This is a genomic window from Serratia sp. ME47 (genome assembly GCF_903970925.1).
GTDB lineage: Bacteria > Pseudomonadota > Gammaproteobacteria > Enterobacterales > Enterobacteriaceae > Serratia > Serratia ureilytica.
Window position 1 is genome coordinate 46387 of the sequence record NZ_CAJCKE010000017.1, and the last position, 24500, is coordinate 70886.

At 59.4% G+C, this 24500-nt stretch carries 30 protein-coding genes; 15 read left to right on the forward strand and 15 right to left on the reverse strand.

Annotation, left to right across the window (positions count from 1 at the left end):
- The first annotated feature begins 49 nt into the window (after nucleotides 1–49).
- On the forward strand, nucleotides 50–436 hold the full coding sequence (gene cybC, locus H7A77_RS16815) for a cytochrome b562 (protein ID WP_033644470.1): 387 nt from the start codon (nucleotides 50–52) through the stop codon (nucleotides 434–436).
- A gap of 4 nt (nucleotides 437–440) precedes the next feature.
- Here cybC and H7A77_RS16820 read toward each other — a convergent pair whose 3' ends face one another.
- The gene (locus tag H7A77_RS16820) at nucleotides 441–1223 is read right to left on the reverse strand and encodes a helix-turn-helix domain-containing protein (protein WP_033644472.1); all 783 of its coding nucleotides are present in this window, start codon (nucleotides 1221–1223) and stop codon (nucleotides 441–443) included.
- Nucleotides 1224–1505: 282 nt separating this feature from the next.
- Here H7A77_RS16820 and H7A77_RS16825 point away from each other — a divergent pair, with 282 nt between their 5' ends.
- From H7A77_RS16825 to H7A77_RS16835, 3 genes are read left to right on the forward strand one after another with little or no spacing between them, the layout of a single operon-like run.
- A complete protein-coding gene (locus H7A77_RS16825) occupies nucleotides 1506–2960 on the forward strand; it encodes an FAD/NAD(P)-binding protein (protein ID WP_072626909.1) in 1455 nt (484 codons plus the stop codon).
- Nucleotides 2957–3838 (forward strand): formyltransferase family protein, encoded by an 882-nt coding sequence (locus H7A77_RS16830; protein WP_072626910.1) that lies wholly within the window; start codon nucleotides 2957–2959, stop codon nucleotides 3836–3838. Before H7A77_RS16825 ends, H7A77_RS16830 begins: the two co-directional genes overlap by 4 nt.
- A complete protein-coding gene (locus H7A77_RS16835; RefSeq protein WP_033644477.1) occupies nucleotides 3831–4619 on the forward strand; it encodes a sulfite exporter TauE/SafE family protein in 789 nt (262 codons plus the stop codon). Before H7A77_RS16830 ends, H7A77_RS16835 begins: the two co-directional genes overlap by 8 nt.
- Nucleotides 4620–4656: 37 nt before the next feature.
- On the opposite strand, the gene rnk is transcribed toward H7A77_RS16835, so the two are convergent.
- A complete protein-coding gene (gene rnk / locus H7A77_RS16840) occupies nucleotides 4657–5067 on the reverse strand; it encodes a nucleoside diphosphate kinase regulator (protein WP_004936993.1) in 411 nt (136 codons plus the stop codon).
- A gap of 444 nt (nucleotides 5068–5511) precedes the next feature.
- Between rnk and H7A77_RS16845 the strand changes: the two genes are divergently transcribed.
- The 10 genes from H7A77_RS16845 to H7A77_RS16890 all read left to right on the forward strand — a co-directional run bounded on the left by H7A77_RS16845 (nucleotide 5512) and on the right by H7A77_RS16890 (nucleotide 14317).
- Complete coding sequence (locus H7A77_RS16845; RefSeq protein ID WP_089192640.1) at nucleotides 5512–5838, forward strand: glycine dehydrogenase; 327 nt, start codon at nucleotides 5512–5514, stop codon at nucleotides 5836–5838.
- Between the two features lie 36 nt (nucleotides 5839–5874).
- Nucleotides 5875–6240: a glycine-rich SFCGS family protein gene (locus H7A77_RS16850; protein ID WP_004937000.1), complete on the forward strand. Its 366-nt coding sequence runs from the start codon at nucleotides 5875–5877 to the stop codon at nucleotides 6238–6240.
- Entirely contained in the window at nucleotides 6240–6536 is a 297-nt protein-coding gene (locus tag H7A77_RS16855; protein ID WP_004937003.1) for a DUF4312 family protein, read from the forward strand. The genes H7A77_RS16850 and H7A77_RS16855 overlap by 1 nt, the downstream gene beginning before the upstream one ends.
- A 30-nt stretch (nucleotides 6537–6566) precedes the next feature.
- Nucleotides 6567–7343, forward strand: a complete 777-nt coding sequence (locus H7A77_RS16860; RefSeq protein ID WP_004937006.1) for a DUF4311 domain-containing protein — start codon at nucleotides 6567–6569, stop codon at nucleotides 7341–7343.
- Nucleotides 7344–7354: 11 nt separating this feature from the next.
- Nucleotides 7355–8005 (forward strand): DUF4310 family protein, encoded by a 651-nt coding sequence (locus tag H7A77_RS16865; RefSeq protein WP_004937013.1) that lies wholly within the window; start codon nucleotides 7355–7357, stop codon nucleotides 8003–8005.
- A 63-nt stretch (nucleotides 8006–8068) separates the two neighbouring features.
- Entirely contained in the window at nucleotides 8069–9208 is a 1140-nt protein-coding gene (locus H7A77_RS16870; RefSeq protein WP_182074435.1) for an amidohydrolase/deacetylase family metallohydrolase, read from the forward strand.
- Complete coding sequence (locus tag H7A77_RS16875; RefSeq protein ID WP_033651248.1) at nucleotides 9192–10310, forward strand: DgaE family pyridoxal phosphate-dependent ammonia lyase; 1119 nt, start codon at nucleotides 9192–9194, stop codon at nucleotides 10308–10310. The genes H7A77_RS16870 and H7A77_RS16875 overlap by 17 nt, the downstream gene beginning before the upstream one ends.
- The gene (locus H7A77_RS16880; protein WP_033651249.1) at nucleotides 10307–11047 is read left to right on the forward strand and encodes a KDGP aldolase family protein; all 741 of its coding nucleotides are present in this window, start codon (nucleotides 10307–10309) and stop codon (nucleotides 11045–11047) included. Before H7A77_RS16875 ends, H7A77_RS16880 begins: the two co-directional genes overlap by 4 nt.
- Before the next feature lie 87 nt (nucleotides 11048–11134).
- Nucleotides 11135–12349: a lactonase family protein gene (locus tag H7A77_RS16885; protein ID WP_047026557.1), complete on the forward strand. Its 1215-nt coding sequence runs from the start codon at nucleotides 11135–11137 to the stop codon at nucleotides 12347–12349.
- A gap of 51 nt (nucleotides 12350–12400) precedes the next feature.
- Complete coding sequence (locus H7A77_RS16890; RefSeq protein ID WP_033644486.1) at nucleotides 12401–14317, forward strand: transcription antiterminator; 1917 nt, start codon at nucleotides 12401–12403, stop codon at nucleotides 14315–14317.
- A gap of 6 nt (nucleotides 14318–14323) precedes the next feature.
- On the opposite strand, the gene H7A77_RS16895 is transcribed toward H7A77_RS16890, so the two are convergent.
- The 13 genes from H7A77_RS16895 to H7A77_RS16955 form a co-directional block, all read right to left on the reverse strand.
- A complete protein-coding gene (locus tag H7A77_RS16895; protein WP_182074436.1) occupies nucleotides 14324–14746 on the reverse strand; it encodes a type II toxin-antitoxin system HigA family antitoxin in 423 nt (140 codons plus the stop codon).
- Nucleotides 14743–15054, reverse strand: a complete 312-nt coding sequence (locus H7A77_RS16900; RefSeq protein ID WP_004937033.1) for a type II toxin-antitoxin system HigB family toxin — start codon at nucleotides 15052–15054, stop codon at nucleotides 14743–14745. The genes H7A77_RS16895 and H7A77_RS16900 overlap by 4 nt, the downstream gene beginning before the upstream one ends.
- 294 nt (nucleotides 15055–15348) lie before the next feature.
- The gene (gene npr / locus H7A77_RS16905) at nucleotides 15349–15621 is read right to left on the reverse strand and encodes a PTS phosphocarrier protein NPr (RefSeq protein WP_004937034.1); all 273 of its coding nucleotides are present in this window, start codon (nucleotides 15619–15621) and stop codon (nucleotides 15349–15351) included.
- Nucleotides 15618–16472, reverse strand: coding sequence for an RNase adapter RapZ (gene rapZ / locus H7A77_RS16910; protein ID WP_015379177.1), 855 nt, complete (start codon nucleotides 16470–16472; stop codon nucleotides 15618–15620). Before rapZ ends, npr begins: the two co-directional genes overlap by 4 nt.
- Before the next feature lie 127 nt (nucleotides 16473–16599).
- On the reverse strand, nucleotides 16600–17061 hold the full coding sequence (ptsN, locus tag H7A77_RS16915; protein WP_016930212.1) for a PTS IIA-like nitrogen regulatory protein PtsN: 462 nt from the start codon (nucleotides 17059–17061) through the stop codon (nucleotides 16600–16602).
- Nucleotides 17062–17216: 155 nt separating this feature from the next.
- On the reverse strand, nucleotides 17217–17504 hold the full coding sequence (gene hpf, locus H7A77_RS16920) for a ribosome hibernation promoting factor (protein WP_004937038.1): 288 nt from the start codon (nucleotides 17502–17504) through the stop codon (nucleotides 17217–17219).
- A gap of 23 nt (nucleotides 17505–17527) precedes the next feature.
- Entirely contained in the window at nucleotides 17528–18961 is a 1434-nt protein-coding gene (gene rpoN / locus H7A77_RS16925; RefSeq protein ID WP_004937039.1) for an RNA polymerase factor sigma-54, read from the reverse strand.
- A 52-nt stretch (nucleotides 18962–19013) separates the two neighbouring features.
- Nucleotides 19014–19739: an LPS export ABC transporter ATP-binding protein gene (gene lptB, locus H7A77_RS16930; RefSeq protein ID WP_004937040.1), complete on the reverse strand. Its 726-nt coding sequence runs from the start codon at nucleotides 19737–19739 to the stop codon at nucleotides 19014–19016.
- A gap of 6 nt (nucleotides 19740–19745) precedes the next feature.
- A complete protein-coding gene (lptA, locus tag H7A77_RS16935; RefSeq protein ID WP_025160121.1) occupies nucleotides 19746–20285 on the reverse strand; it encodes a lipopolysaccharide ABC transporter substrate-binding protein LptA in 540 nt (179 codons plus the stop codon).
- Nucleotides 20254–20832: an LPS export ABC transporter periplasmic protein LptC gene (lptC, locus tag H7A77_RS16940; protein ID WP_033644491.1), complete on the reverse strand. Its 579-nt coding sequence runs from the start codon at nucleotides 20830–20832 to the stop codon at nucleotides 20254–20256. The genes lptA and lptC overlap by 32 nt, the downstream gene beginning before the upstream one ends.
- The gene (gene kdsC, locus H7A77_RS16945) at nucleotides 20829–21383 is read right to left on the reverse strand and encodes a 3-deoxy-manno-octulosonate-8-phosphatase KdsC (RefSeq protein WP_004937049.1); all 555 of its coding nucleotides are present in this window, start codon (nucleotides 21381–21383) and stop codon (nucleotides 20829–20831) included. The genes lptC and kdsC overlap by 4 nt, the downstream gene beginning before the upstream one ends.
- A gap of 17 nt (nucleotides 21384–21400) precedes the next feature.
- Complete coding sequence (gene kdsD / locus H7A77_RS16950; RefSeq protein ID WP_046897241.1) at nucleotides 21401–22387, reverse strand: arabinose-5-phosphate isomerase KdsD; 987 nt, start codon at nucleotides 22385–22387, stop codon at nucleotides 21401–21403.
- Nucleotides 22388–22403: 16 nt separating this feature from the next.
- Complete coding sequence (locus tag H7A77_RS16955; protein WP_033644493.1) at nucleotides 22404–23381, reverse strand: calcium/sodium antiporter; 978 nt, start codon at nucleotides 23379–23381, stop codon at nucleotides 22404–22406.
- 302 nt (nucleotides 23382–23683) lie between these two features.
- Between H7A77_RS16955 and mlaF the strand changes: the two genes are divergently transcribed.
- Nucleotides 23684–24499, forward strand: a complete 816-nt coding sequence (gene mlaF / locus H7A77_RS16960) for a phospholipid ABC transporter ATP-binding protein MlaF (RefSeq protein ID WP_033644494.1) — start codon at nucleotides 23684–23686, stop codon at nucleotides 24497–24499.
- Nucleotide 24500 lies beyond the last annotated feature (1 nt).

A 24500-nucleotide genomic window follows, 5' to 3' on the forward strand; every position in this document is an offset into this window, starting at 1 on the left:
CTATGGTAGCGGTGGGTTAACTAAAACAATAACTGGAAGGTGAGCAAACATGCAGAATACCCTGAAAGCGCTGGCGGCGTTGACGCTGCTGGCGGCCAGTTCGCTGGCGGCCGCCGCCGATCTGGGCGACGATATGGACACCCTGGCGGAAAACTACAAAACGGTGCTGAATACCGACTCCGCCGCCACCCTCAAACAGAGCCTGCAGAACATGCGCGCCGCCGCGCAGGATGCCAAGCAGGGTACTCCGCCGAAACTGGAGAGCAAAGCCGCCGACAGCCCGGAGATGAAAGATTTCCGCAGCGGGTTGGATACCCTGATCGGCCAGATCGATCAGGCGCTGGCGCTGGCCAATCAGGGCAAAGTCGCCGAAGCCAAGCAGCTGGCGCAGGGCTTCAAGCAGACCCGCGACGCCAATCACAAGAAATTCCGCTAACCCGTCAACCGTCGCGCCCGTCTTCCGTCAGATAGGAGGAGGGCGCCTGCCCCAGCACGCGGCGAAACATGGTTGAAAACGCCGCGCTGCTGTCATATCCCATCTCCATGGCCACCTGCGTCACGCTGCGCCCTTCGGCCAGCAGCGCCAGCGCCAGCACCACGCAGGCGCGCTGACGCCATTGCGAAAAAGGCAGGCCGGTCTGCGCCCGAAAGAAGCGGCTGAAGGTGCGAATGCTCATGTACAGACGAGGGGCCCATTGCTGCGCGGAGTCGTGGGCGTCGGGGTGCTGCAAAAAGGCGCGGCACAGCTCGCCCAGCCGAGGATCGGCGGGCAGCGGGATGTGCAACGGCAAGGGTTGCAGCCGGGCCAGCTCGTGCAGCAGCAGCGTCGCCAGCGCCCCGTCGCGTCCCTCCCGCTCATACTCCAGCGGCATGTCCACCGCCGCCATCAACAGCTGGCGCATCAGCGGGGTGACGCTAACCACCTGGCAAACCTGAGGCTGTTCGGCGGGCAACGCGCCCGGTTCGAGGTACAGACTGCGGGTAGTGACGCCGACCATCCTCACCGCGTGCGGCATCTGCGGCGGCAGCCACACCGCGTGTTGCGGCGGGACGATCCAATTGCCTTGCTGCGTGAAAACGTGCATGACGCCGGTGGCGCCGTACAGCAACTGCGCGCGCCGGTGGCTGTGCATCGGCAGCAAATGCCCCGGCGGATAATCGGTGCCGATGGCGATCACCGCGCGCGCTACGTGGTCGATGTCATCAATGCGGACGTTGCGCATGTGTCCCCTTTGGCGGCAGGTTGGCCGAAACGCAATGATAGTTGGCCTTTCATATAAAGCAAGCCAGCGGCGGTCGCCCTACTATCGGGGCAGAAAAATAACGCTTGTCCGGGGCGCCGTTATTTTATCGGCCATAAAGCCCGCGCAAGTTTTCACACCGGGGTGAGAAGAAGGTTTTCGTTCTCGCAATACAAGAAGTTAATAAGGAATAAATCGTCATTTTATTCCAACACCTGAAGCAATAGTTCTTAGCGCAGTTCAATGACTATAAGGTGATATTTCATGTATAAGTTCGGTGTGATTGGCGGCGGAGCCGCCGGCATCTCTTTTGCGTATAACTTTATAAAAAATAAGTCGGTTAATCATTGCAAAAGGCCGCTTTCCCTGACGGTGTTCGACAAGCAGGGCTTCAAGGGCGGTATGGCATACAGCAGCGATTTTGACAGCCATATATTAAATATGACGCCAGAAAATATGTCGGCGGATATTTTCGACGACGCGCACTTCGTCGATTGGATCGCCATGCATTTCCCGCAGTTTTGCCAGGATCGTTATCCGCCGCGTTGGCTGTATCGGGAATATCTCGATTTTATTCGCGACATGACGATGTATATGGCGGCGGACAGCAACGTGGCGCTGAATTTCGTGACCGCCGAAGTGAATGCCATTGCGCCGCACGAGGCAGGCTATCGGCTGACCACCGCCTGCGGCGCCGCCGAACAGATGAACGCGCTGGTGCTATGTTCTGGGCATAACCCGCCGGAATGTCTCTATCCGGTGGACGGGGTGATCGCTTATCAGGCCCACCGGGATCTGCCGCCGATCAACCCTTACTCAACCATCGGCGTGATCGGCTGCAGCCTGACGGCGATCGACGCCATCGTTGAACTGATGGAGCGCCTGGGGGCTACCGATATCTGCGCCCTGTCGCGTTCGGGCCTGTTCCCCAGCGTGCAACCGGCGTTGATGCGTCCGCCGCCGGAGGCGTTTGTTGAGGGGCTGCGGCGCTTTGTCGCCGGTAACGATTTTATTGATGCGCATCAGCTGGTGCATGCGATCAACGCCGCGCTGGCGCGTCACTATCCGGGGCCGGAACGGTTGACGGTGCTCTCGGCGCTGGGGGAAAGGCGCGATTGCTACCGCGATCTGGCGGACAGCCTCGACCGGGCGCGCTTTGCCCGGGAGCACATCTGCAGCTACCTGGCGGCGATCCATCCGACGGTGTGCGCCGCCTGGGTCAAAATGGATGCCAACAACCGGCAGATCTTCATGCGCTTTTACAACTCCTCCTGGATGCGCAATCGGCACGCCATGCCGATCAAGAACGCCTACAAGATCGTGGCGGCGTTGGAGAGCCAACGCCTGCGCGCCTGCGGCGGCCTGGCGGATATCAGCAAGGGGGCGGACGGATTTATCCTTCGTTGCCATGAGACGCGGGTGCATGCGCAGTATCTGTTCAACTGCACCACGCCTTCTTATCAACTGCCGCCCAACCGCCTGAGCCATCAACTGCTGCAAGACGGGGTGGTGCAGGAGAACCTGTTCGGCGGCGTGAAGTGCAACCCGCACACACTGAAAATCGCCGATCGCCGCGGCCGCGAGCAGCATCTCTACTCGCTCGGCGCGCCCGCCAAGGGCGACCTTTTTTACACCTCGGCGATGGAATCCATCACGCGAGATATCAGCAAAATCGTGTTTAACAACCCTATTTTCAACGCAAAGAAGGCTGAAGCATGAAAAACGTAGCGCTCTTTGTCGGCAACGACATTTTCTCCTGGCTGGTATGTCAGGATCTGATCGCCGCCCTGAAAGGCGAGTGTGCTTTTACGGTGTATTTCCCCCTGGCGAAAAGCGGCGGCCGCGCCCAGGAGCCGGCGGTTCGCCGCCTGGGGCTGTATGAGCGCGAGGTGCTGAACGATTTCGTGTTCCCGTTCGTTGGCCGCAACGCCGCCGCCTGTGAGGGCGCCTATCAGCCGCCGGCACTGTTCCTGGCCGCCGCCGGGGTCAAAGCGCATCGCGTTCTCGACATCAATGACGCCGCGTTTATCAGCAGCCTGGGTCATATGGACGGGGTGATTTCTTTGCGCTGTTATCAGAAATTTTCCGCCGACTATGTGCGCGCCTTCAGCCAGCGCGGCAAGCTGCTGTGGAACCTGCATCCGGGCAACTTGCCGCGCTATCGCGGGGTGATGACGCTGTTCCGCGCGATGATGAACGGTGACAAGGACTGTGCGGTGACGCTGCATGAAATGGACGAACATTGGGATGCCGGCCCGGTGCTCGCCCGCCTGCCCGCCGAGCTGCGCCACGACCTGTCGTTCCTGGAAAACATGATGTTGTTGGGCGTGCAGAGCGGCACCTTCCTGGCGCGCCAGCTGATGCGGGCGGAACGGAGCGAAGCGATAGCGGCGGAAAAGCAGGGCGATTCGCGCTATTGGGGCTTCCCGGATGCGCAGACGCTGGCGCAGGCGGAACAGGCGGGCATTGAGCTGGTGGATCACGACGCCGTGCGCGAGCAGTATCTGGGGCTGTTTGTCGGCGATCGTTTCCACCCGCTGGCGGGGCAGTTCTGCGCCGGGTTCGACGACTTCGTGCGGGCGCACGGCCATGATTGAAATGTTAATCGTTCTGGGTGCCGGTTTTCTGACCGGCATCACCACCATTCTGTTCGGCTTCGGCGGCGGCTTTGTGGTGGTGCCTTTCGTTTACCATTTGATCTCCGCCTCAGGCGAGCAGCCCGGCCAGGCGATGCATATTGCGGTGGCGACCTCGACGGCGGTGATGATCCTTAACGCGGGGTACGCCACCCTGACCAACTGGCGCAGCGGCAACCTGCTGCGGGAAACCATCGTGCCGCTGATCTTTTTCATCGGCATCGGCGCGGCGCTGGGCGCGTTTGCCTCCTCGCTGCTGGCGGACGGCGTGATCCGCGTGCTGTTCGTGGCCTATATGGCGGTGACCATCGCCGACTGTCTGTTCCGCCGGGGGTTCCTGACCAAACCGGCACGCGCTGAACTTTCCCCTGCCACGCTGTGGGGCGGCGGGCCGCTGATCGGCGGCATCGCCACGCTGCTGGGGGTGGGCGGCAGCGTGATGACCGTGCCGCTGCTGCGCCGCCATGGCTATGACATGAAGTATTGCGTCAGCGCCGCCAACCCGCTGTCGATCCCGGTGGCGGTGATCGGGGCGCTGATGTATATCGTGTTGGGATGGCGCGAGATGAGCGGGCCGCAGTATCTGGGCTACGTCAATCTGAACATTCTGGGGCTGCTGGTGGTGGCGGGGATTGCGGGGATCGTGTTTGCCAGGCGCTGTTTGCCGAAGGTGAGCGATGCGCTGCATGCCAAAATCTACGTGCTGCTGCTGATCGCCGTGCTGATCGCTATCTGCCTCTGAAACAGAAAGGGCGGCCGGATGCCGCCCTGAGAACCGCTTAACGGTGGTATTCGCCCGCCGCTTCCGGCTGGTACAGCAATTCCAGCACTTCAATCCGCGCTTCTTCACCGTTCGGCAATTGCCAGGAGATCTGCTTGCCGACGTGCATGCCGAGCAGCGCTGCGCCCAGCGGCGCCATCACCGACAGCTGATCGTGGCTGTCTTTCAGCGAGGCCGGGTAAACCAGCGTGCGCACGTGCTCTTCATCGGTGTGCAGATCGCGAAAACGCACGCGGCTGTTCATGGTCACCACGTTGGCCGGCATTTTCTCCGGCGGCAGGATTTCCGCGCGATCCAACTCGTCGTTCAGCGCGGCGGCGACGTCGGTGTTGGCAAAGGCCGGTTGTTCCAATAGCGCATCCAGGCGTTCCGCATCCAGCTCATTAATAGTAATGATGGGTTTGGTCATTCCACTCTCCAGTCAAATCAAAGGGCGCCAGTCTGTGCACCCATAAATTCGGAAAAACAACACAAAGCAACACCCCCGCGCCAGAGGAGCGGGGGTGTGGGTAATGTCGATTTGTCCCATTGATAGTAGGCGGTTGGGGCGAGAAAAGAAAGAGATCCCGATCACGAAGGCTTTTATCGTCAATCGAGGCAAAAAAAACCGTTAGCCGGGTTATGTAATTGTTATCTCATTTACTTTTTCGCCTTAACGCCGTTTTGCGAAATGGATCTCCGCGCGTCATTCGATTTCCACTTCGAACTGGAAAAAACCGGTCTCCACAGAAAATCTTACCGGGGGTAGGGTAAAGACATCACAGAAAGCGGGTTATTCAGGTGATGCGCTTTACGGCTTACTGATTAATGTGGGATCTAGGGGTACTGAAAAGTGAATGATGGATCTGCTTCGATAAAAGAAATTGAACAATCCGATATCAGCGAAGCCGGTGAGATCACCGCTCGGGTGCTGGCGGATATTACCGCGATGCTGAATGCTGAGAATATTTATACCAATGCGGTGCAGCAACAGATGCTGGAATCGCATATTCGCGCCATGGTGCTGCGCTCAATAACCGGTGAGCCGTTGCCGGAGGTGGATAAATCACTGTTCGACGAAATTTCCGCCGAGTCCATGCAAATGGCGGAGCGCGTGGTGGATCAGTTTGGCACATTGCCTATCGAAGAAGCCTATTTGCTTTCAGTGCACTTCGAAGTGGCGAAAGATAATAACGCATAGCGGTTAACGCATCGATTTCAATCAGGAGAATATACCATGGGTCAAATTACCGTAGTGATCGGCGATCGTTTGGGCAAAGGGCAAAAAGTCGGCCAGGGCGTTGAAAACGCAGGCGGAAAAGCGGTGGTTATCCCCGGCGTGGCGGCGGATATGAAGCTGGGCGACGTCATGAAAGCGGAAAACGCGCAGCTGGGCATCTCTTTTTGCGGCAGCGGCGGCGCCGGCGCGATTACCGCGCAAACCAAATACGGCTACAAAGCCAAATACGGCATGCGTTCGGTGGAAGAGGGCGTGACGGCAATTAACGAAGGCTGCAATGTGCTGGGGTTCGGCTTTATGGATAAAGAAGAGCTGGGCCAGAAACTGGTGGAAGCCTACGTCAAAAAACATGGCAACCCATAATGAAAGAGCAATATACCACATCGGTAAAGGTGGAGGGTAAAGGCGACAGCAAAGCGAAAGCTTTTGCTTCCGCCTTGGCTAATGTGCAGGGCGCGGTATTAAAGTCCACCAACAATATTCTGCTGCGCATCGAGCCGCAGGACGTCAGCGTGGTGAAAGCGGAAGAGAAAATAACAAAAGAGAAATTTCTTTTCTTCTTTTTGCCGCGTGAAAGAAAGAGCTATGCCGTTTCTCTGGAAATAACCGTGAACGTAACCATTATCAATACCGAGAAGGTTGTCTTCGTCACGAAATAAAAACGTTAGCATAAATGAAAGGGTATACTGATGTTTTTAATCATCTTATTTAAATCGATTATTATCGGTGGGCTGGTGGGGGTTGGCGTAGGGGCCGGCGCCGCACGCATGTTCCACGCGCCGACAACACAGGGCATGGGGGCGTTTCGCACCCTGGGCGAGCTGAACTCCTGCGAGGGCGATCCGGCTTCCCACTTCTCATTCGGTCTGGGCTTCTTCTTCAACGCCTGGGCGTCTTCCGTGGCGGCGGGCTCCTTCACGCAGGACGTCGATCACCGCATCATCCCGCACTGGGGCGCGGCGGCCCTAATGGTCAAGAACCGCAATCTGGCGCAAACGCTGCACGATCCGAAAAAAATGGCCATCGCCTGCGGCATCATCGGCATGCTGGTGGTGGCCTTCCTCAATACCACCGCTTCCGCCGTGCCTGCCGCGCTGCAGGTCACCGCGATCAAGGTGCTGGTGCCGGCGGCCAACCTGCTGGTGAACACCGTGATGCCGGTGATCTTCTGGCTGGCGGCGATCGACGCCGGGCGCCGTTCCGGCTTCTGGGGCACCATTTTCGGCGGCCTGGCGCAGCTGATCATGGGCAACGCCGTACCGGGCCTGGTGCTGGGCATTCTGATCGGCAAAGGCGTGGAAGAGAGCGGCTGGAACAAAATCACCAAGATCATGATGGCGGTGATCGTGCTGCTGTTCGTGCTGAGCGGCTTCTTCCGCGGCTTCGACATGAAAGTTCTCGAGTCCTTCAGCCTCGGCGTGCCGGGCTGGCTGGACGCCATTCACAACACCCTGAGCGGTAAATAAGGAGCGGGATGATGGAAGAGCAAACCCAAAAAGGCTTCTGGTACGCCGACTGGTCATTCCCGATTTTTGTTGGCCTGCTGTCCTCCGGCGTGTTCGCCGGGACGCACATGTACTACCTGTACGGCATCGGCGCCTTTAACGAAGTGGCCTTCGTCTCCATGCTGCGGGCGGGGATGGATACCGGCGTGTACGGCGCGGTGGCGGCGTTCGGCGCCAGCTTCCTGTTCGCGCGCATCATCGAAGGTTCGCTGGTAGGCATCCTCGACATTGGCGGCGCGATCCAGACCGGCGTCGGGCTGGGCGTACCGGCGCTGCTTTTGGGGGCCGGCATCGTGTTCCCGGTCGCCAACTTCGCCGCTTCGCTGGCTACCGGCCTGATCATCGGCCTGGCGATCGGTTATGTGATCATTCTGGCGCGCAAATTCACCATCAATCAGAGCAACTCCACCTACGGGGCTGACGTGATGATGGGCGCGGGCAACTCCTCGGGCCGCTTCCTCGGGCCGTTGATCATCCTGTCGGCAATGACCGCCTCGATCCCGATCGGCATCGGTTCGTTGCTCGGCGCGCTGCTGTTCTATATCTGGGGTAAACCGATCACCGGCGGAGCGATCCTCGGCGCGATGATCCTGGGGGCGATCTTCCCGGTAGCCATTTCTTAAGAGGCCTGCGCCAGGCGCCGCCCGATGCTGCGGCGGCGCCCGGGCTAACAGGAGCAATGCGGTATGTATGACTTAGTAATCAGAGGCGCCAGACTGGCGGACGATACGCTGATCGATCTGGCGGTGAAAGACGGCAAAATAGCCTCGGTGGGGCGGTTGGCGGCGGACGTCAGCGCCGTTCGCCAGCTGGATCTGGCGGGCAACTGCCGCCTGAGCGCCGGTTGGATCGATGCGCACGTGCACTGCTATCCCGAATCGCCGATCTACCATGACGAGCCGGATCGGGTCGGCGTCGCCAGCGGCGTCACCAGCGTGGTCGATGCCGGCAGCGCCGGTGCCGACGATATCGACGCCTTTTATCAGCTGACGCGCAGCGCCAAAACCAACGTTTTCGCCTTCCTCAATATCTCGCGCATTGGCCTGCTGCGGCAGAACGAGCTGGCGGAGTTGACGGACATCGACAAGCGCGAGGCCGGCCAGGCCATCGCCAACCATCCCGGTTTCATCATCGGCATCAAGGCGCGCATGAGCAGCAGCGTGGTGGGCAAGAACGGCACCCGGCCGCTGGTGTTGGCCAAAGAGATCCAGCAGGAAAACCGTCGGCTGCCGCTGATGGTGCATATCGGCAACAACCCGCCGGATCTGGACGACATCGCCGATCTGCTGACCCGTGGCGATATCATCACCCACTGCTACAACGGCAAACCGAACCGCATTCTGACGCCGGCGGGCACGCTGCGCGAGTCTATCCAGCGCGCGCTGCGGCGCGGCGTATTGCTCGACGTAGGGCACGGCACCGCCAGCTTCAGCTTCGAGGTGGCGCGCCAGGCGATCAAACTGGGCATTTTGCCACACACCATCAGCTCCGATATTTACTGCCGCAACCGCATGAACGGGCCGGTGCACAGCCTGGCGACGGTGATGTCCAAATTCTTCAGCGTCGGCCTGACGCTGCCGCAGGTGATCGCCTGCGTGACGGAGAACGCCGCGTCGGCGCTGCAGCTGAGCGGCAAAGGGCGGCTGGAGCCGGGCTATGACGCCGATTTCACGCTGTTTGAGCTGCGCCGCGAACTGCAGGTATTCGCCGACGCCGAAGGGCAAACCGCCGAGGGCGAACGGCTGCTGGTGCCGCTGGCCGCAGTGGTGGCCGGGGAAATCCTATTAACCGAACAAGGGGAGGCAAGCCATGTCTTCGATTTATGAAAAATACGGTTTGAAGCAGGTGATCAACACCTCCGGCCGCATGACCATTCTCGGCGTTTCCACGCCGCGCCAGGACGTGATCGACGCCGTTGATTACGGCCTGAACCACTATTTCGAAATCAAGGATCTGGTCAACAAGACCGGCGCCTACATCGCCGATCTGCTCAACGTGGAAGATGCGGTGATCGTCTCCTGCGCCTCGGCGGGCATCGCCCAGTCGGTGGCGGCGGTGATCGTTAAAGATAACGCCAATCTGCTGGTGAACCTGCATTCGGCTCCGATCGCCGTGCCGCGCGAGATCGTGCTGCCGCGCGGTCACAACGTCAACTTCGGCGCGCCGGTGGACACCATGGTGGCGCTGGGCGGCGGCAAGGTGGTGGAGGCGGGGTACGCCAACGAATGTTCGCCGGAGCAGATTGAAGCCTGCATCACGCCGCAGACTGCGGCGATCCTGTACGTCAAATCGCACCACTGCGTGCAGAAAAGCATTCTGTCCGTCGAGCAGGCGGCGGTGGTGGCGCGCAAACATAACCTGCCGCTGATCGTCGACGCCGCGGCAGAAGAAGATCTGATGTGTTACTACCAGATGGGGGCCGATCTGGTGATCTACAGCGGCGCCAAAGCCATCGAGGGGCCGACCAGCGGTCTTGTGATCGGCAAGAAACAGTACGTCGAGTGGGTGAAGTTGCAATCCGGCGGCATCGGCCGGGCGATGAAGGTTGGCAAAGAGGGCATCCTCGGCCTGACCCAAGCGATTGAAAGCTATCTGACGCTTGAGAAAACCACCGGGCAACAGATGGTGGAGCGGATGACGCCGTTCCTCGACAGCCTCAACACCCTGACCGGCGTCAGCGCCAGGACCGTCTGGGACAGCGCCGGCCGCGATATCGCTCGCGCCGAGATCACCTTTGATGAGGCGGTGCTGGGGCGGTCGACCTATGACATCGTCCAGGCGTTGAAAACCGGCGATATCGCCATCTACTTCCGCGGCTACAAGGCCAACGAAGGCAAGATTGAGGTCGACGTGCGCAGCGTCGACGAGCGGCAACTGATGACCGTCTTTACCTGTATCAAAAATCTGTTTACGGAGAAACAAGCATGAAGCTGCAGCCTAACTACTATCGCGACCGCGTCTGCCTGAACGTGCTGGCCGGCTCCAAAGCCAACGCGCAGGACATCTACGCCGCGGCGGAAGGCCATGTGCTGGTGGGCGTGCTCTCCAAGAACTACCCTGACGTCGACAGCGCGGTGACCGACATGCTGCGCTATGCGCGCCTGATTGAAAACGCGCTCTCGGTCGGCCTGGGCGCCGGCGATCCTAAGCAGTCGGCGATGGTCAGCCTGATCGCTCAGCAGGTGCAGCCGCAGCACGTTAACCAGGTGTTCACCGGCGTCGGCGCCAGCCGCGCGCTGCTGGGCCAGAACGACAGCGTGGTCAACGGCCTGGTGTCGCCGACCGGCCGCGTCGGTTGGGTGAAGATCTCTACCGGCCCATTGAGCGCCGCGGCGCCGGATGGCATCGTGCCGGTGGAAACCGCCATCGCCCTGCTGAAAGACATGGGCGGCAGCTCCATCAAGTATTTCCCGATGGGCGGCCTGAAGTGCAAGGACGAGTACCAGTACGTAGCCAAGGCCTGCGCCGAGCATGACTTCATGCTGGAGCCGACCGGCGGTATCGATCTGGAGAACTTTGAGCCGATCGTCGAGATCGCGCTGGCGGCCGGCGTGAAACGCGTGATCCCGCATATCTACAGCTCGATCATCGACGCCACCAGCGGCGATACGCGTCCGCAGGACGTGAAAGCCCTGCTGGCGATGACCAAAAAGCTGGTGGGCTGAACGCACAATGGGATGAGGTAAACGCTGGGAGGCGAAGGTTTTCCCGTGGCGCGGCATGCCGCGCCGTTACCTATATTGAGGACTACTATGCGAAACTGGCAGGCTCCAACCCGACGCACCGCGTTGTTTATAGCGCTGCTGGCCGTGACCGGCCCGGCGCTGCATGCTGAGGATGCAATGAACTCCACGTCATCTCATTTTGCCTATATCGGCACCTACAATCCCAACGGCGAAGGCGTTTACCGAGTGCGGGTCGATCCGGCCAGCGGCGCGTTGAGCCAGGTTACGCTGGTCAGCAACGTGCCGAATCCGGCGCAGCTGACGCTGGGCGCTGATGGCAAGACGCTGTATGTCGCCAGCGAAGTGGCCGATTTCAACGGCGGCAAGCACGGCGGCATCACCGCCTACCGGATCAATCCGGCCGATGGCGCACTGACTCAGCTCAACCAGGTGGATTCGCAGGGGGCGGGGCCGGTGTATCTCACCTCGACGCCGGACGGGCAGCATCTGCTGGTGGCGAACTACGTCAGCGGCAGCGTGGCGGTCTTCCCGATTGAAGCGGACGGCAGCCTGGGCGCCGCCAGCTCGGTGCAGCAGCAACAGGGCCCGGCGGGCGCGGCCAAACCGGCGGCGGCGGTGAACGGCAGCTTCGCCGTCAGCGATCACAACGGCCCGCATGCCCATATGATCGCCAGCGATCCGAGCGGCAAGTTCGTGTTTTCCACCGATCTGGGATTGGATCGCATCTACCAATGGCGCTTTGACGCCGCGAGCGGCCGGCTGACGCCGAACGATCCGCCGTGGATCGCCGCCTCTTCCGCCGGCGCGGGGCCGCGTCACTTTGTGTTCCATCCGGACGGCGAAACCGTGCTGCTGGTGAACGAAGAGGCCTCGACGTTGACCAGCTACCGTTTTGATCGCCAAAAAGGTACTCTGAAACAACTGCATGCGGTTTCCGCGCTGCCCGCCGACTATCAGGGCACCAGCTTCGCTTCGGGGTTGGCGCTCAGCAAGAACGGCGACACGCTGTACGTCGCCAACCGGCTGCATAACAGCATTGCCCAGTTCAGCGTGGGCGCTCGCGGTGAGTTGAAACCGGTGGCGGAAACCTGGACCCGCGGCGATTATCCGCGTTCGCTGGCGCTGAGCTTGGATGGCCGCTATCTGTATGCGTTGAACCAGCGCAGCGATAACGTCACCCGCTTCAGCGTCAACCCGACGGACGGCAAGCTCAGCTTTGTGGGCGGCTATCTGCCGATCGGCAGCCCCTCGCAAATGACGTTTCTGCCGCCGCCGAAGTAACCCGTGGCCCGCCCGGTTCGCCGGGTGGGCCACCTGATTGACGGACACAGAATGGTGCGATTTCCTTACCCGCGTTTGGCTTACTTGTTCGATGCTTTGCAAACCGAGACTTTGCCGCAGGATGAGCTGGCGAAGCGTTTCGCCGTGTCCACCCGCACGGTGCGGGCGGATATCACCGCGCTGAACGAGATCCTGGACAAATATGGCGCGCGCTTCGTCCATAGCCGCGGGGCCGGCTATCGTTTGCAGGTCGATAATGCCGCGCTGTTCAGCGCCCTGCAGCATCAGGAGCGCCGCAAACACGCCACCCCGCGCAGCGCGCAGGAGCGAGTGCATTATCTGCTGGTGCGTTTTTTGACCTCAGCCTTCTCCCTTAAACTGGAAGATTTGGCTGACGAGTGGTTCGTCAGCCGCGGCACGCTGCAAAACGACATGGCTGAGGTGAGAGAGCGTCTGGCGCACTATCAATTGACGATCGAAACCAAGCCGCGCTACGGCATGAAGCTGTTCGGTGCGGAGATGGCGATCCGCGCCTGCCTGACCGACCTGCTGTTCCAGCTGCAGTTGGCCGACGCCGAGAACCCGCTGCTCAACAACGAGATCCTGCTGCAGCCGCAGGTGGCGGCGTTCGCCGGATTGCTGCACCCGCTGCTGTCGCAATATGCCATTCGTCTGACCGACGAGGGCGAGCAGTACCTGATTTTCTACTGTGCGGTGGCGCTGCGGCGCATCAACGATGGCTATCCGCTGTCGGACTTCGAGGTGGAGGACGGCGACGAGGCGGTGCGCCAGGTGTCGACCCGCCTGGCGGCGGAGCTGCGTGCGGCCTCCGGCAAAGAGATCTCGATGGCCGAAGAGGCCTATCTGCGGGTCAACATCGCCGCGCGCCGCGTGCAGGACGTGCAGCCGACCGAAATCAACGCCGACGATGAAGAAGCGCTGGTGGACTACATTCTTTCCTACATCAACGCACACTATAACTACAACCTGCAGGGCGACGAGCAGCTGCGGGCCGATCTGCTTACCCATATCAAGACCATGATTACGCGGGTGAAATACCAGATCAACATCCCCAATCCGCTGTTGGCCAACATCAAGCAGCACTATCCGATGGCTTACGACGTGACGCTGGCGGCGGTCTCCAGCTGGGGCAAGTACACGCCTTATACGCTGAGCGAGAACGAAATCGGTTATCTGGTGCTGCACATCGGCGTGGGGCTGGAGCGGCATTACAACATCGGTTATGAACGCCACCCGCAGGTGATGCTGGTGTGCGACACCGGCAACTCGACGGTGCGCATGATCCAGGCGCAGATTGCGCGCAAGTACCCGCAGCTGGTGATGACGCGCATCGTCTCGCTGCGCGATTATGAGATGCTCGCGCACATCGACGAAGACTTCGTGATTTCCAACGCCCGCATCGGCGAAAAGAACAAGCCGGTAGTGGTGATGTCGCCGTTCCCGACCGATTATCAGCTGGAGCAACTGGGCAAACTGGTGCTGGTGGATCGCACCCGACCGTACATGCTGGAGAAGTTCTTCGACGCCGAGCATTTCATGGTGCTCAACGAGCCGCTGACGCAGGCGGAACTGTTCAGCCGAGTGTGCGGCCAGCTGGAGCGGGAAGGGTACGTCGGCGCGGACTTTTATCCGTCGGTGGTCGAACGCGAGGCGATCGTCTCCACGCTGCTGGGCGAAGGCATCGCGCTGCCACACTCGCTGGGGCTGCTGGCGAAAAAGACCGTGGTGGTGACGCTACTGGCGCCGCAGGGCGTCGCCTGGGGCGAGGGCGAGGTCGCGCACGTGATTTTCCTGCTGGCGATCAGCAAGAGCGACTATGAAGAGGCGATGGCGATCTATGAGCTGTTCGTCACCTTCGTGCGTGAACGCTCAATGAGCCGCCTGCTGGGCAGCGACAGCTTCGACAGTTTTAAGGCGGTGGCGCTGGACTGCCTGAGCCGGAGTTGAGGGGAATTAATCCGCTTCCGGCAGGAACAGGGCTGGGGGCAGATTGAAGCGTTTGGCCAGCGCCATAATGTGCGGAATGGTCAGCGATCTTTTGCCGTTCAGGATTTGGTTAACCAACGACTTTTTGCCGATCTCATGTTCAAAATCACTTTGGCTGAGTTGGTGCTGTTCCATCAATACGCGAAGCGCGGCCACCCCCTGCGGGAGTTGGGCGATACGCTGGTTGAATGCGGTAAATTCGGCGCTGTTGTCTTCATATTCGGCGATTTTTTTTGCCAACATGTCAATCAGCGGATGGCGTTCATCGTTTTCCAGCAGATATTCCACCAATTCGAGCGCGTCTCGGTAGTCTTGCTGAGCGTGGCTGCCCTGCAATAAGGGTACGGCGCGCAGTAGCGCATCGGCCGCCTTAATGGCATCTGTAATCATGACGAACTCCTTCGATAGTGCTGCATCAGCTTGTCGTATTCGGCGTGGCTAACGATATGCTTTATGAAGACTTTCTGTGTCTCGAAGCTGGCAAAGAACAAGATCCGCAGGTGGTTGCCGCCGACGTCAATGACCCACCATTTCTCTTTGTACTTCATACGATCGAGCGAAGGAAAAAGCGCTTTTAACTCGTCCGGCGTGCGGAACTCACCCCGTCGCAACGCTTTATAAATGGCCTCGAGAGCAGTGGCTTCATTGGGATATTGCTTCGTTGCGTTATTGAACGGTTCCCTGGAAATGATATGCATCGTTCCTTCGATTCCTACCCGGTGAACATTATAGCGACTGCCGGTGAAGTTCACAAATTGTAAACTTTCTGTTGTCCCGCAAGTAAAGCGTGGGGAAACATCCGCCTGTTGTCTGTTTTTGCGTTACACACTATTGCGATTACCGTGGTGGGGGTAAATCCATGACGTGAATTTACAGGCGGTTACGGCTGATTCTGGAAGCGGATTCGCAAAATGAGAAACGGGAGGGCTACGTTATGGGAGGGGCGGAGGCAACACATGCGCCGAGGCGACGCATGGGAAGAGTCTCAGCGACTAATCTTCATCAAACCCGGAGTTGAACAGCTCGACCACCGCCGCCAGCGCGTTGACTTCATCGGGGCCGGTCGCTTCGACTTCGATGTGCCGACCCTGGGCGGAGTCCAGCATCAGCAGCGCGATGACGCTGCTGGCTTCGGCTTCGGTGCCGCTTTCGTTGCGCAGCATCACTTCGGCGTCGAAGCTTTGCACCAGTTCGAACAGTTTCATCGCCGGGCGCGCGTGCATGCCCAGCTTGTTTTTGATTTCAACCGTCTGTTTGACCGTCATTGTTTGCGCTTTTCCAGCGTGCGGTGGCGCGATTGCACGTTCTTGCCGCGCGAGCGGAAGTAATCGGCCAGCTGTTCCGCCACGTACACCGAACGGTGTTTGCCGCCGGTACAGCCGATGGCGACCGTCAGGTAGCTGCGGTTGTTGGTTTCCAGCATCGGTAGCCACTGTTCCAGATAGCTGCGGGTCTGGTAAATGAAGTTATGCACTTCGGTATGGCGATCGAGGAACGACGCTACCGGCTTGTCCAGACCGGTCATCGGCCGCAGCTTCGGATCCCAGTGCGGGTTAGGCAGGAAGCGCACGTCGAACACGTAGTCGGCGTCGATCGGAATGCCGTGCTTGAAGCCGAAGGATTCGAACACCATCGTCAGTTCGCGCTCGCGCTTGCCGAGCAGGCGGGTGCGCAGCATTTCGGCCAGTTCGTGCACCGACATTTCCGAGGTGTCGATAATCAGGTCAGCCCGCGAGCGCAGCGGTTCGAGCAGATCGCTCTCTTCGTCGATCGCGCTTTCCAGCGACAGGTTTTTGCTGGAGAGCGGGTGCAGGCGGCGGGTGTCGCTGTAACGGCGGATCAGCGTGTTGCGATCGGCGTCGAGGAACAGCAGCTGCGGCGAGAAGCTGTCCGGCAGCTGAGTCATCGCGTATTCGAACACTTCCGGCGATTCCGGCATGTTGCGCACGTCGATGCTGACCGCCGCGGAGATATTGCGTTCCGCCAGCGTATTGGCGAGCTGCGGCAGCAGAACCACCGGCAGGTTGTCAACGCAGTAAAAACCCATGTCTTCCAGCGCCCGCAAGGCGACGGATTTTCCGGAACCGGAACGGCCGCTGACAATCATCAGCACCATGTGGCAACTCCCCTGGCATCGCGGCGGCGTTCATCGCCACCGTTAAACTTTGTTATTCCGGCCGTAGCCGGATCCATCATCGTAAAACAGTATCGTTATCCGGGCTGGAAGTCACGCCGGCCGGGCATCACTCGGTGATGATTTGGTAAAGTTCTTCGTCGCTCTGCGCGGCGCGCAGGCGGCGGCATACGGTTTTGTCTGCCAGACGTTTGGCGACCAGCGACAGCGTATGCAAATGGGTTTTGCACTGATCGGCAGGCACCAGCAGCGCAAACAGCAGATCGACCGGCTGATTGTCGATAGCGTCGAAAGCGATGGGTTGGTCGAGACGGATAAACACGCCAACGGCCCGCAGTGTGTCCTCTTCCAGTTTGCCGTGGGGAATGGCGATACCGTTGCCGATACCGGTGCTGCCCATGCGCTCCCGGGTGAGAACCGCGTCAAACACCACCTGCGAAGGCAGATTGAGCTGTTTGGCGGCCAGTTCGCTGATAATTTCCAAAGCCCGCTTCTTGCTGGTGCAGTGTACCGAGCTTTTGGTGCACTCGATGTTTAACACCGAGCTTAATTGCATATATTCGTTGTTCATCTCATCTTCACTTAAAACCGCGCCGCCGGGCGAACCCGGCAAGGCGGTTTTTCGTCGGTTTTGACCCTGATTACCGTTCGGCGCGTCACCCATGCGGGTCACGCGCCGAAGGGAGAGGCGGCGATGGATGCCGCCTCACGGAATGGGTCAGGGTGTCAGTGTTGCTTCAATTTGTCTTTATGTTTGTTCAATTGACGTGCCAATTTGTCGATCAGCGTATCAATTGCGGCATACATATTCTCGTCTTCCGAGGTGGCGTGCAACTCGCCTCCATTCACGTGCACCGTTGCTTCCGCAATTTGCTGCACTTTTTCCACACTTAATACAACATACACCTGATTGATGCGATCAAAATACTGTTCGAGTTTGGCGAACTTGTTGTTCACGAACTCGCGCAACGGATCGGTGATTTCGATGTGGTGTCCGGTAATGTTGAGCTGCATAGTGTCTTCCTTCTCAATAGAGGTCAAACCAACTGTTTGCGCTGGTTCGACGGCGGGATGGACAAAGACTCTCGGTACTTGGCGACGGTGCGCCGGGCCACGATGATCCCCTGATCGGCGAGCAGGGTGGCCAGCTTGCTGTCGCTGAGTGGTTTGGCGGGGTTTTCCGCCGCAATCAATTTCTTCACCAACGCGCGGATCGCCGTCGAGGAGGCTTCGCCGCCGCTGTCGGTATTCACGTGGCTGGAGAAGAAATATTTCAATTCGAAAATGCCGCGCGGGCTGTGCAGAAACTTCTGCGTGGTGACGCGCGAGATCGTCGATTCATGCATCTCCACGGCCTGGGCGATATCCGCCAGCACCATGGGTTTCATAAACTCTTCGCCTTGCTCGAAGAACGCCTGCTGCTGATCGACGATGCAGCGGGTGACCTTCAGCAACGTCTCGTTGCGGCTCTCCAGGCTTTTAATCAGCCACTTGGCTTCCTGAAGGTTGCTGCGGATGAACTGGCCGTCGGCTTCGCTGCGGGCGCTGTTGCCCAGCGCGGCGTACTGCTGATTGATCTTCAAACGCGGCACGCTGTCGCCGTTGAGCTCGACCGTCCATTTGTTCTGCGTCTTGCGCACCAGCACGTCCGGAATGACGTATTCCGACTCGCCGGTATTGATCGACTGCCCCGGGCGCGGATCGAGCGACTGAATCAGCAGCATCGCTTCTTTCAGTGTATCTTCTTTTAGCCGGGTTGATCGCATCAGGCTGCGAAAGTCGTGGTTGGCCAACAGATCCAGATGCTCGCTGATGATCAGCCGCGCTTCGGCCAGATAAGGCGTATCTTTGGCGTATTGGGAGAGCTGCACCAGTAGGCAATCGCGCAGATCGCGCGCGGCGACGCCGATCGGATCAAAACGCTGCACGCGCTTCAGCACCGCCTCGACTTCCTCGAGGGTCACGTTCTCGTCGCCCAGGCTTTCCAGAATGTCTTCCAGCGGGACGGTGAGATAGCCGGTGTCATCCACCGCGTCGACGATGGAAGTGGCGATGGCGGCGTCGGTATCGGAAAACGGCGTCAGATCCACCTGCCACATCAGATAATCCTGCAGCGTTTGGGTGGTCTCGCCTTGATAGACCGGCAGCTCGTCGTCGCTGTAGTCGGTGCCGGTGCCGGACGGCGTGCCCGCGGTATAGATTTCATCCCAGGTGGCGTCCAGCGGCAGCTCTTCCGGCATGTCTTTCTGCTCCAAGGCCTCGCGGGTATCGAGCCCCTCAGTCTCCTGGGTTTCTTTGGCGTCGATTTCGTCGTGCAGATCGGTCTGTTCAAGCAGCGGATTGCTCTCCAGCGCCAGCTGGATCTCTTGCTGAAGCTCAAGCGTGGACAACTGCAGCAGGCGGATCGCCTGCTGGAGCTGAGGTGTCATGGCCAGCTGTTGGCTGAGCCTGAGTTGCAAACCTTGCTTCATAGTTTTCTGTCTACTTCCGTTAACGGTGTCGTCCCGCAGGACGCGCCGGCGCTTAGAGGCGGAACTCTTCGCCCAGATAAACGCGTTTAACCTGCTCGTCGGCCAGAATAGCATCCGGCGTGCCGTGGGCAATCAGTTTGCCCTGGCTGACGATGTAGGCGCGTTCACACACGTCCAGCGTCTCGCGCACGTTGTGGTCGGTGATCAGCACGCCCAGGCCGCTGTCACGCAGGTGCTCGATGATTTTCTTGATATCGATAACGGAAATCGGATCCACCCCGGCGAAGGGTTCGTCCAGCAGAATGAATTTCGGGTTGGCCGCCAGCGCGCGGGCGATTTCGACGCGGCGGCGTTCACCGCCGGACAGCGCCTGGCCGAGGCTGTCGCGCAGATGGGAGATATGGAACTCTTCCATCAGCTCTTTGGCGCGGTCTTCGCGCTGTTCGCTGGTGAGATCGGGACGGATCTCCAACACCGCCATCAGGTTGTCGTACACGCTCAGGCGGCGGAAGATCGACGCTTCCTGCGGCAGGTAACCGATGCCGCGGCGCGCACGGGCGTGCAGCGGCAACAGGCTGATGTCTTCCTCGTCGATCACGATGCGCCCGGCGTCGCGCGGCACAATGCCGACCACCATGTAGAAGGTGGTGGTTTTACCGGCGCCGTTCGGGCCGAGCAGGCCGACGATCTCGCCGGATTTCACTTTCAGGCTGACGTCTTCGACAACTTTACGGCCCTTATAGGCTTTCGCCAGGTTTTCTGCGATGAGTGTTGCCATAAGTGATTAGTTACTCTTTTTTTGCCCGTTTTTGTCTTGCAACTGCGACGGTACCAGAACCGTTGTCACGCGTTTGCCTTTGTCGCTAAACGCCTGCATTTGCTGCTGTTGCACCAGATAGGTGATGCGATCGCCTTTCACGTTGCTGTCGAGCTGCTCCAGATAGGCGTTGCCCGTCAGGGTCACCAGCTGGGTCGCCACGTCGTAACGCACTTTCTGCGCGTGGCCTTTGACCGGCTTGCCGCTGTCCTGCATCTGGTAGAAGGTTACCGGGTTGCCGAACGCTTCAATATAGGTCTTATTCTGATCTCCGCCCGGACGGGTGACCACCACCTTGTCAGCGCGGATATCGATGGTGCCCTGTTTGATCACCACGTTGTCAGTAAAGGTGCTGACGTTGCTTTGCATATCCAACGACTGCTTGAGCGAGTCGATGCTGACCGGCTGGCTGGAGTCGGATTTCAGCGCCAGAGCAGGGGCGCTGGCGGCCAAAACTAAGCTGCCGATCAACAGATTACGGAGTTGGTTTTTGGTTCTGGATTTCATAGTTGGTCTTAACCTTATCAATCAGCTCAGCGGTTTTGGTCCGCAGGTTCCCACGCATTTTCATGCCGTTAGAGGTAAAATTGGTCCCGTAAAGCGTGACTTCGTCATCGGAGGTGACGTCCTGGGTGACCAGGTTTACTTGAGCGTTGTCCGTCTTAATTTTTTCCAGCTGCGAGGTGGTGGTCAGGCTGTTTACCTCGACGTGGCCATACAGATACAGCATCCGGTCTTTCGTCAGTTTGGCGCGATCGGCGCGAACTGACCAGGTGGCCACCGCATTCTCGTCGAACAGCGTCATCACCGGCTGGGTGAACCAGCTCAGCTCGCCGGCGGTGTAATACTTCGCGTCTTCCGCCACCAGCTTATAATTCAGTTTACCGGCCGGATTGTACACCACGGTGACCGTGTGCTGGCTCTGGTAGGTCGGATCCTGATCGTTAGCCGGGCCAGGAGCCGTATCGTCGCTGAAGTCCGTCATGTTCCAGCCGATCAGCGCCAGAACGATCACCGTCAACAGGATGGTGATCCAAAGTTTGGTTTTACTCATATCGACAGCCCTTTGGCGTCCTCCAGCTTATTTTGAGCCAAAAGAATGATGTCGCACAGTTCGCGCACCGCGCCGCGGCCGCCGGCAATGCGGGTGACGTAGTGGGCTCGCGGCGTCAGCAGCGGATGAGCGTCTGCGACCGCGACCGCCAGGCCTACCTGCGCCATCACCGGCCAGTCGATCAGGTCATCGCCGATATAGGCGACCTGATCCGCCGTTAACGACAGTTTATCCAACAGTTCGCGGAAGGCCAAAAGCTTATCGGATTGCCCCTGATACAGATGGGTGATGCCGAGCGTTTGCGCGCGGTCTTCCAGCAGCCTGGCGGAGCGACCGGTAATGATCGCCACCTCGATGTCGGAGGTTTTCAGACAGCGGATGCCGTAACCGTCGCGCACGTTGAACGCCTTCAATTCTTCACCGTTGTTGCCCATGAAGATCAGGCCGTCTGACAGTACGCCGTCAACATCGCAAATCAACAGGCGGATGTTCCCGGCACGCGCCATAACCTCTTGTTCTACCGGCCCGTAGCAGGTTTCTACCATACCCATTCCGTTCTATTCCTTAATTAAACGACGCCGGCGCGCAGCATGTCATGCATATGTACCACACCCAGCAACTGGTCGCCATCGGCAACCAGCAGCGCGGTGATGTGGCGTTGCTGCATCAGATTCAGCGCATCGACCGCCAGGAGGTTGGGACGCACCCGCACGCCGCCCGGCGTCATGACATCGGCGATCTTGGCTTCGTGCAGGTTGATGCCCATATCGAACACCCGGCGCAGGTCGCCATCGGTAAAGATGCCGGCGATTTTCATCAGATCGTCGCAGATCACCGTCAGACCCAGATTTTTGCGGGTGATTTCCAGCAGCGCGTCGCGCAATGAGGCGTCGGCGCTGACGTGGGGCATTTCGTCGCCGCTGTGCATGATATCGCTAACCCGCAGCAGCAGCTTGCGGCCGAGTGCGCCGCCCGGATGCGACAGCGCGAAATCTTCCGGCGTGAAACCGCGCGCCTTCAGCAGCGCGACGGCCAGCGCATCGCCCATCACCAGTGTGGCGGTGGTGCTGGTGGTCGGCGCCAGCCCCAGCGGGCAGGCTTCCTGCGGCACCTTGATACACAGGTGGATGTCCGCCGCCTTGCCCATCGAACTTTCCGGATTGTTGGTCATGCAGATGAGGGTGATCCGCTGCCGTTTCAACACCGGGATCAGCGCCAGGATCTCGCTGGACTCACCGGAGTTGGAGATGGCGAGCACGATATCCTGCGCAGTGACCATGCCCAAATCGCCATGGCTGGCTTCCGCCGGGTGAACGAAGAATGAGGGGGTGCCGGTGCTGGCGAAGGTCGCGGCGATCTTGCAGCCGATATGGCCGGATTTGCCCATGCCCATCACCACCACTTTGCCGCCGCAGGCGGCGATCGTTTCGCAGGCGCGGGTGAAGTCTGCGTTGATGTAGCTGTCGAGCTGAGCCAGCCCGTCACGCTCTATCTGAAGCACTTCTTTGCCGGCCTGTTGAAAATCGAAGCCCGGTTGCAACTCAATGTTCGACATACTCATTCCCGTCGGTTTAGCCGAAAGTACTGAAAGGGTTAAAGAACAGCACCGCAAGATACGCAATAAAGCCGCATAATAACAGCGCGCCGGCCAGGTGGCCGATGCGGTGTTTGCGGCCGATGCACAGCACGCTCAGCAGCACGCTGGCCGCCAGCATCACCCAGTAATCGCGCTGGAAGGCGGCGGCGTCCACGCTGCCCGGCGACAGCAGGGCGGGGACGCCCAGCACGATCACCGTGTTGAAAATATTGGAGCCGATGATATTGCCAATCGCCATATCATCTTCGCCCTTTAATGCTCCGGCGATGGACGTGGCCAGCTCGGGCAGGCTGGTGCCGATGGCGATAATGGTCAAGCCGACCACCAGTTCGCTCAGGCCGAAATAGTGCGCGATCACCGTCGCGTTATCGACCACCATTCTGGAAGAGAGCGGCAGAATGATAAACGCCAGCACCAGCCACAGCACCGCTACGGTATTGCTGCTGTCCTGCGGCAGTTCAGCGATCTGCTCCATGGTCAGGCTGTCGCTGCCCTCGCGCTGCGCCAGCCGGGCGATTTTCAGCATCAGCAGGATGAAACCGGCGGCGGCGGTCAGCAGCAGCACGCCGTCCAGCCTGCTTAGGGTGCCGTCCATCAACACGAAACCGCACAATACTGTGACCGCTAACATCAGCGGCAGTTCGCGCCGCAGTATTTCCGATCGTGCAGCCAGCGGGTGAATCAGCGCCGCTACACCCAGGATCAATAAAATGTTGGTGATGTTGGAACCTAATACGTTGCCAACGGCCATATCTATCTGCCCGTTCAGCGCGGCGGTGGTGGACACGATCAGCTCCGGCAGTGAAGTGCCGATGCCGACGATGGTCATGCCGATGATCAACGGCGGCACGCCAAGCGAACGGGAAATCACGGCAGCACCATAAACTAAGCGGTCTGCACCATACACCAGTAGAAATAAACCAACGATTAATAATGCTATTGCGAGAAACATGCAGGGTCCTTTGTCGGGTATTATCCCGGTTCGTTGGTTAAAGCCGTCAATGCGGCGGTATTGCTTGCCCTCCGGTGCGTGCGCTTGAGCGCAGCAACGGTTTTTCCCGGCTAATTGTTGAACACTTTCGTTTTTTTTCGTTATGGCGCCAATTTTGACCGGGTGGCGCGGAAAAGTAAAACCAATGGCATCATTGGTTGCGAAATGGCAGTAAGTTTTTGTAAAGATGAGACGGATTGCGCCCATTGCTTTAACATCACGGGTAGATTCAGCAAAAGATGAGTCGTAAAGGGTCCATTAACATGCTCCAAAAGGCAGATAATTTGGTCGAAGTGCGCGACATGAGCTTCTCGCGCGGCGACCGGCGGATATTTGAAGACATCAACCTGACGGTGCCTCGCGGTAAGATCACGGCGATCATGGGGCCGTCGGGCATCGGCAAAACCACGCTGCTGCGTCTGATCGGCGGTCAGCTGACGCCGGACCGCGGGGAGATTTGGTTTGACGGCGACAACATTCCCGCATTGTCCCGCCGTCAGTTGTACGACGCGCGCAAAAAGATGAGCATGCTGTTCCAGTCGGGCGCGCTGTTCACCGATTTGACCGTATTCGAAAACGTGGCCTACCCGTTGCGTGAGCACAGCAACCTGCCTGAGCCCCTGCTGCGCAGCACGGTGCTGATGAAGCTGGAAGCGGTCGGGCTGCGCGGTGCGGCGCAGCTGATGCCCAATGAACTCTCCGGCGGCATGGCGCGCCGGGCGGCGTTGGCGCGCGCGATCGCGCTGGACCCGGAGATGATCATGTTCGACGAACCTTTCGTCGGCCAGGATCCGATCACCATGGGGGTGCTGGTCAAGCTGATCGACGAGTTGAACCATGCGCTGGGCATTACCTGCATCGTGGTGTCGCACGACGTGCCGGAGGTGCTGAGCATCGCCGACTACGCCTATATCGTGGCCGATCACCGGGTGATTGCCGAAGGCACCACGCAGCAATTGCAGAACAATCCTGATGCGCGCGTGCGCCAGTTCCTGGATGGTATAGCGGATGGACCGGTGCCGTTCCGCTATCCGGCCGGGGATTATCAGACTGAACTGCTAGGCTTAGGGAGTAAATAAG

Excerpts from the sequence above, each read along its gene's own strand:
- hpf (WP_004937038.1), bottom strand. The coding sequence starts at position 17,504 with ATGCAGCTCAACATTACCGGACACCACATCGAAATCACCGATCCGTTG.
- mlaF (WP_033644494.1), top strand. The coding sequence starts at position 23,684 with ATGCTCCAAAAGGCAGATAATTTGGTCGAAGTGCGCGACATGAGCTTC.
- kdsD (WP_046897241.1), bottom strand. The coding sequence starts at position 22,387 with ATGTCGAACATTGAGTTGCAACCGGGCTTCGATTTTCAACAGGCCGGC.
- H7A77_RS16830 (WP_072626910.1), top strand. The coding sequence starts at position 2,957 with ATGAAAAACGTAGCGCTCTTTGTCGGCAACGACATTTTCTCCTGGCTG.
- H7A77_RS16885 (WP_047026557.1), top strand. The coding sequence starts at position 11,135 with ATGCGAAACTGGCAGGCTCCAACCCGACGCACCGCGTTGTTTATAGCG.
- H7A77_RS16895 (WP_182074436.1), bottom strand. The coding sequence starts at position 14,746 with ATGATTACAGATGCCATTAAGGCGGCCGATGCGCTACTGCGCGCCGTA.
- H7A77_RS16860 (WP_004937006.1), top strand. The coding sequence starts at position 6,567 with ATGTTTTTAATCATCTTATTTAAATCGATTATTATCGGTGGGCTGGTG.
- H7A77_RS16850 (WP_004937000.1), top strand. The coding sequence starts at position 5,875 with ATGGGTCAAATTACCGTAGTGATCGGCGATCGTTTGGGCAAAGGGCAA.
- rnk (WP_004936993.1), bottom strand. The coding sequence starts at position 5,067 with ATGACCAAACCCATCATTACTATTAATGAGCTGGATGCGGAACGCCTG.
- rpoN (WP_004937039.1), bottom strand. The coding sequence starts at position 18,961 with ATGAAGCAAGGTTTGCAACTCAGGCTCAGCCAACAGCTGGCCATGACA.
- H7A77_RS16955 (WP_033644493.1), bottom strand. The coding sequence starts at position 23,381 with ATGTTTCTCGCAATAGCATTATTAATCGTTGGTTTATTTCTACTGGTG.
- H7A77_RS16855 (WP_004937003.1), top strand. The coding sequence starts at position 6,240 with ATGAAAGAGCAATATACCACATCGGTAAAGGTGGAGGGTAAAGGCGAC.
- H7A77_RS16835 (WP_033644477.1), top strand. The coding sequence starts at position 3,831 with ATGATTGAAATGTTAATCGTTCTGGGTGCCGGTTTTCTGACCGGCATC.
- H7A77_RS16880 (WP_033651249.1), top strand. The coding sequence starts at position 10,307 with ATGAAGCTGCAGCCTAACTACTATCGCGACCGCGTCTGCCTGAACGTG.
- H7A77_RS16865 (WP_004937013.1), top strand. The coding sequence starts at position 7,355 with ATGGAAGAGCAAACCCAAAAAGGCTTCTGGTACGCCGACTGGTCATTC.
- ptsN (WP_016930212.1), bottom strand. The coding sequence starts at position 17,061 with ATGAACAACGAATATATGCAATTAAGCTCGGTGTTAAACATCGAGTGC.
- rapZ (WP_015379177.1), bottom strand. The coding sequence starts at position 16,472 with ATGGTGCTGATGATTGTCAGCGGCCGTTCCGGTTCCGGAAAATCCGTC.
- H7A77_RS16900 (WP_004937033.1), bottom strand. The coding sequence starts at position 15,054 with ATGCATATCATTTCCAGGGAACCGTTCAATAACGCAACGAAGCAATAT.
- npr (WP_004937034.1), bottom strand. The coding sequence starts at position 15,621 with ATGACGGTCAAACAGACGGTTGAAATCAAAAACAAGCTGGGCATGCAC.
- H7A77_RS16875 (WP_033651248.1), top strand. The coding sequence starts at position 9,192 with ATGTCTTCGATTTATGAAAAATACGGTTTGAAGCAGGTGATCAACACC.
- H7A77_RS16825 (WP_072626909.1), top strand. The coding sequence starts at position 1,506 with ATGTATAAGTTCGGTGTGATTGGCGGCGGAGCCGCCGGCATCTCTTTT.
- cybC (WP_033644470.1), top strand. The coding sequence starts at position 50 with ATGCAGAATACCCTGAAAGCGCTGGCGGCGTTGACGCTGCTGGCGGCC.
- H7A77_RS16870 (WP_182074435.1), top strand. The coding sequence starts at position 8,069 with ATGTATGACTTAGTAATCAGAGGCGCCAGACTGGCGGACGATACGCTG.
- H7A77_RS16890 (WP_033644486.1), top strand. The coding sequence starts at position 12,401 with ATGGTGCGATTTCCTTACCCGCGTTTGGCTTACTTGTTCGATGCTTTG.
- lptC (WP_033644491.1), bottom strand. The coding sequence starts at position 20,832 with ATGAGTAAAACCAAACTTTGGATCACCATCCTGTTGACGGTGATCGTT.
- lptA (WP_025160121.1), bottom strand. The coding sequence starts at position 20,285 with ATGAAATCCAGAACCAAAAACCAACTCCGTAATCTGTTGATCGGCAGC.
- kdsC (WP_004937049.1), bottom strand. The coding sequence starts at position 21,383 with ATGGGTATGGTAGAAACCTGCTACGGGCCGGTAGAACAAGAGGTTATG.
- lptB (WP_004937040.1), bottom strand. The coding sequence starts at position 19,739 with ATGGCAACACTCATCGCAGAAAACCTGGCGAAAGCCTATAAGGGCCGT.
- H7A77_RS16820 (WP_033644472.1), bottom strand. The coding sequence starts at position 1,223 with ATGCGCAACGTCCGCATTGATGACATCGACCACGTAGCGCGCGCGGTG.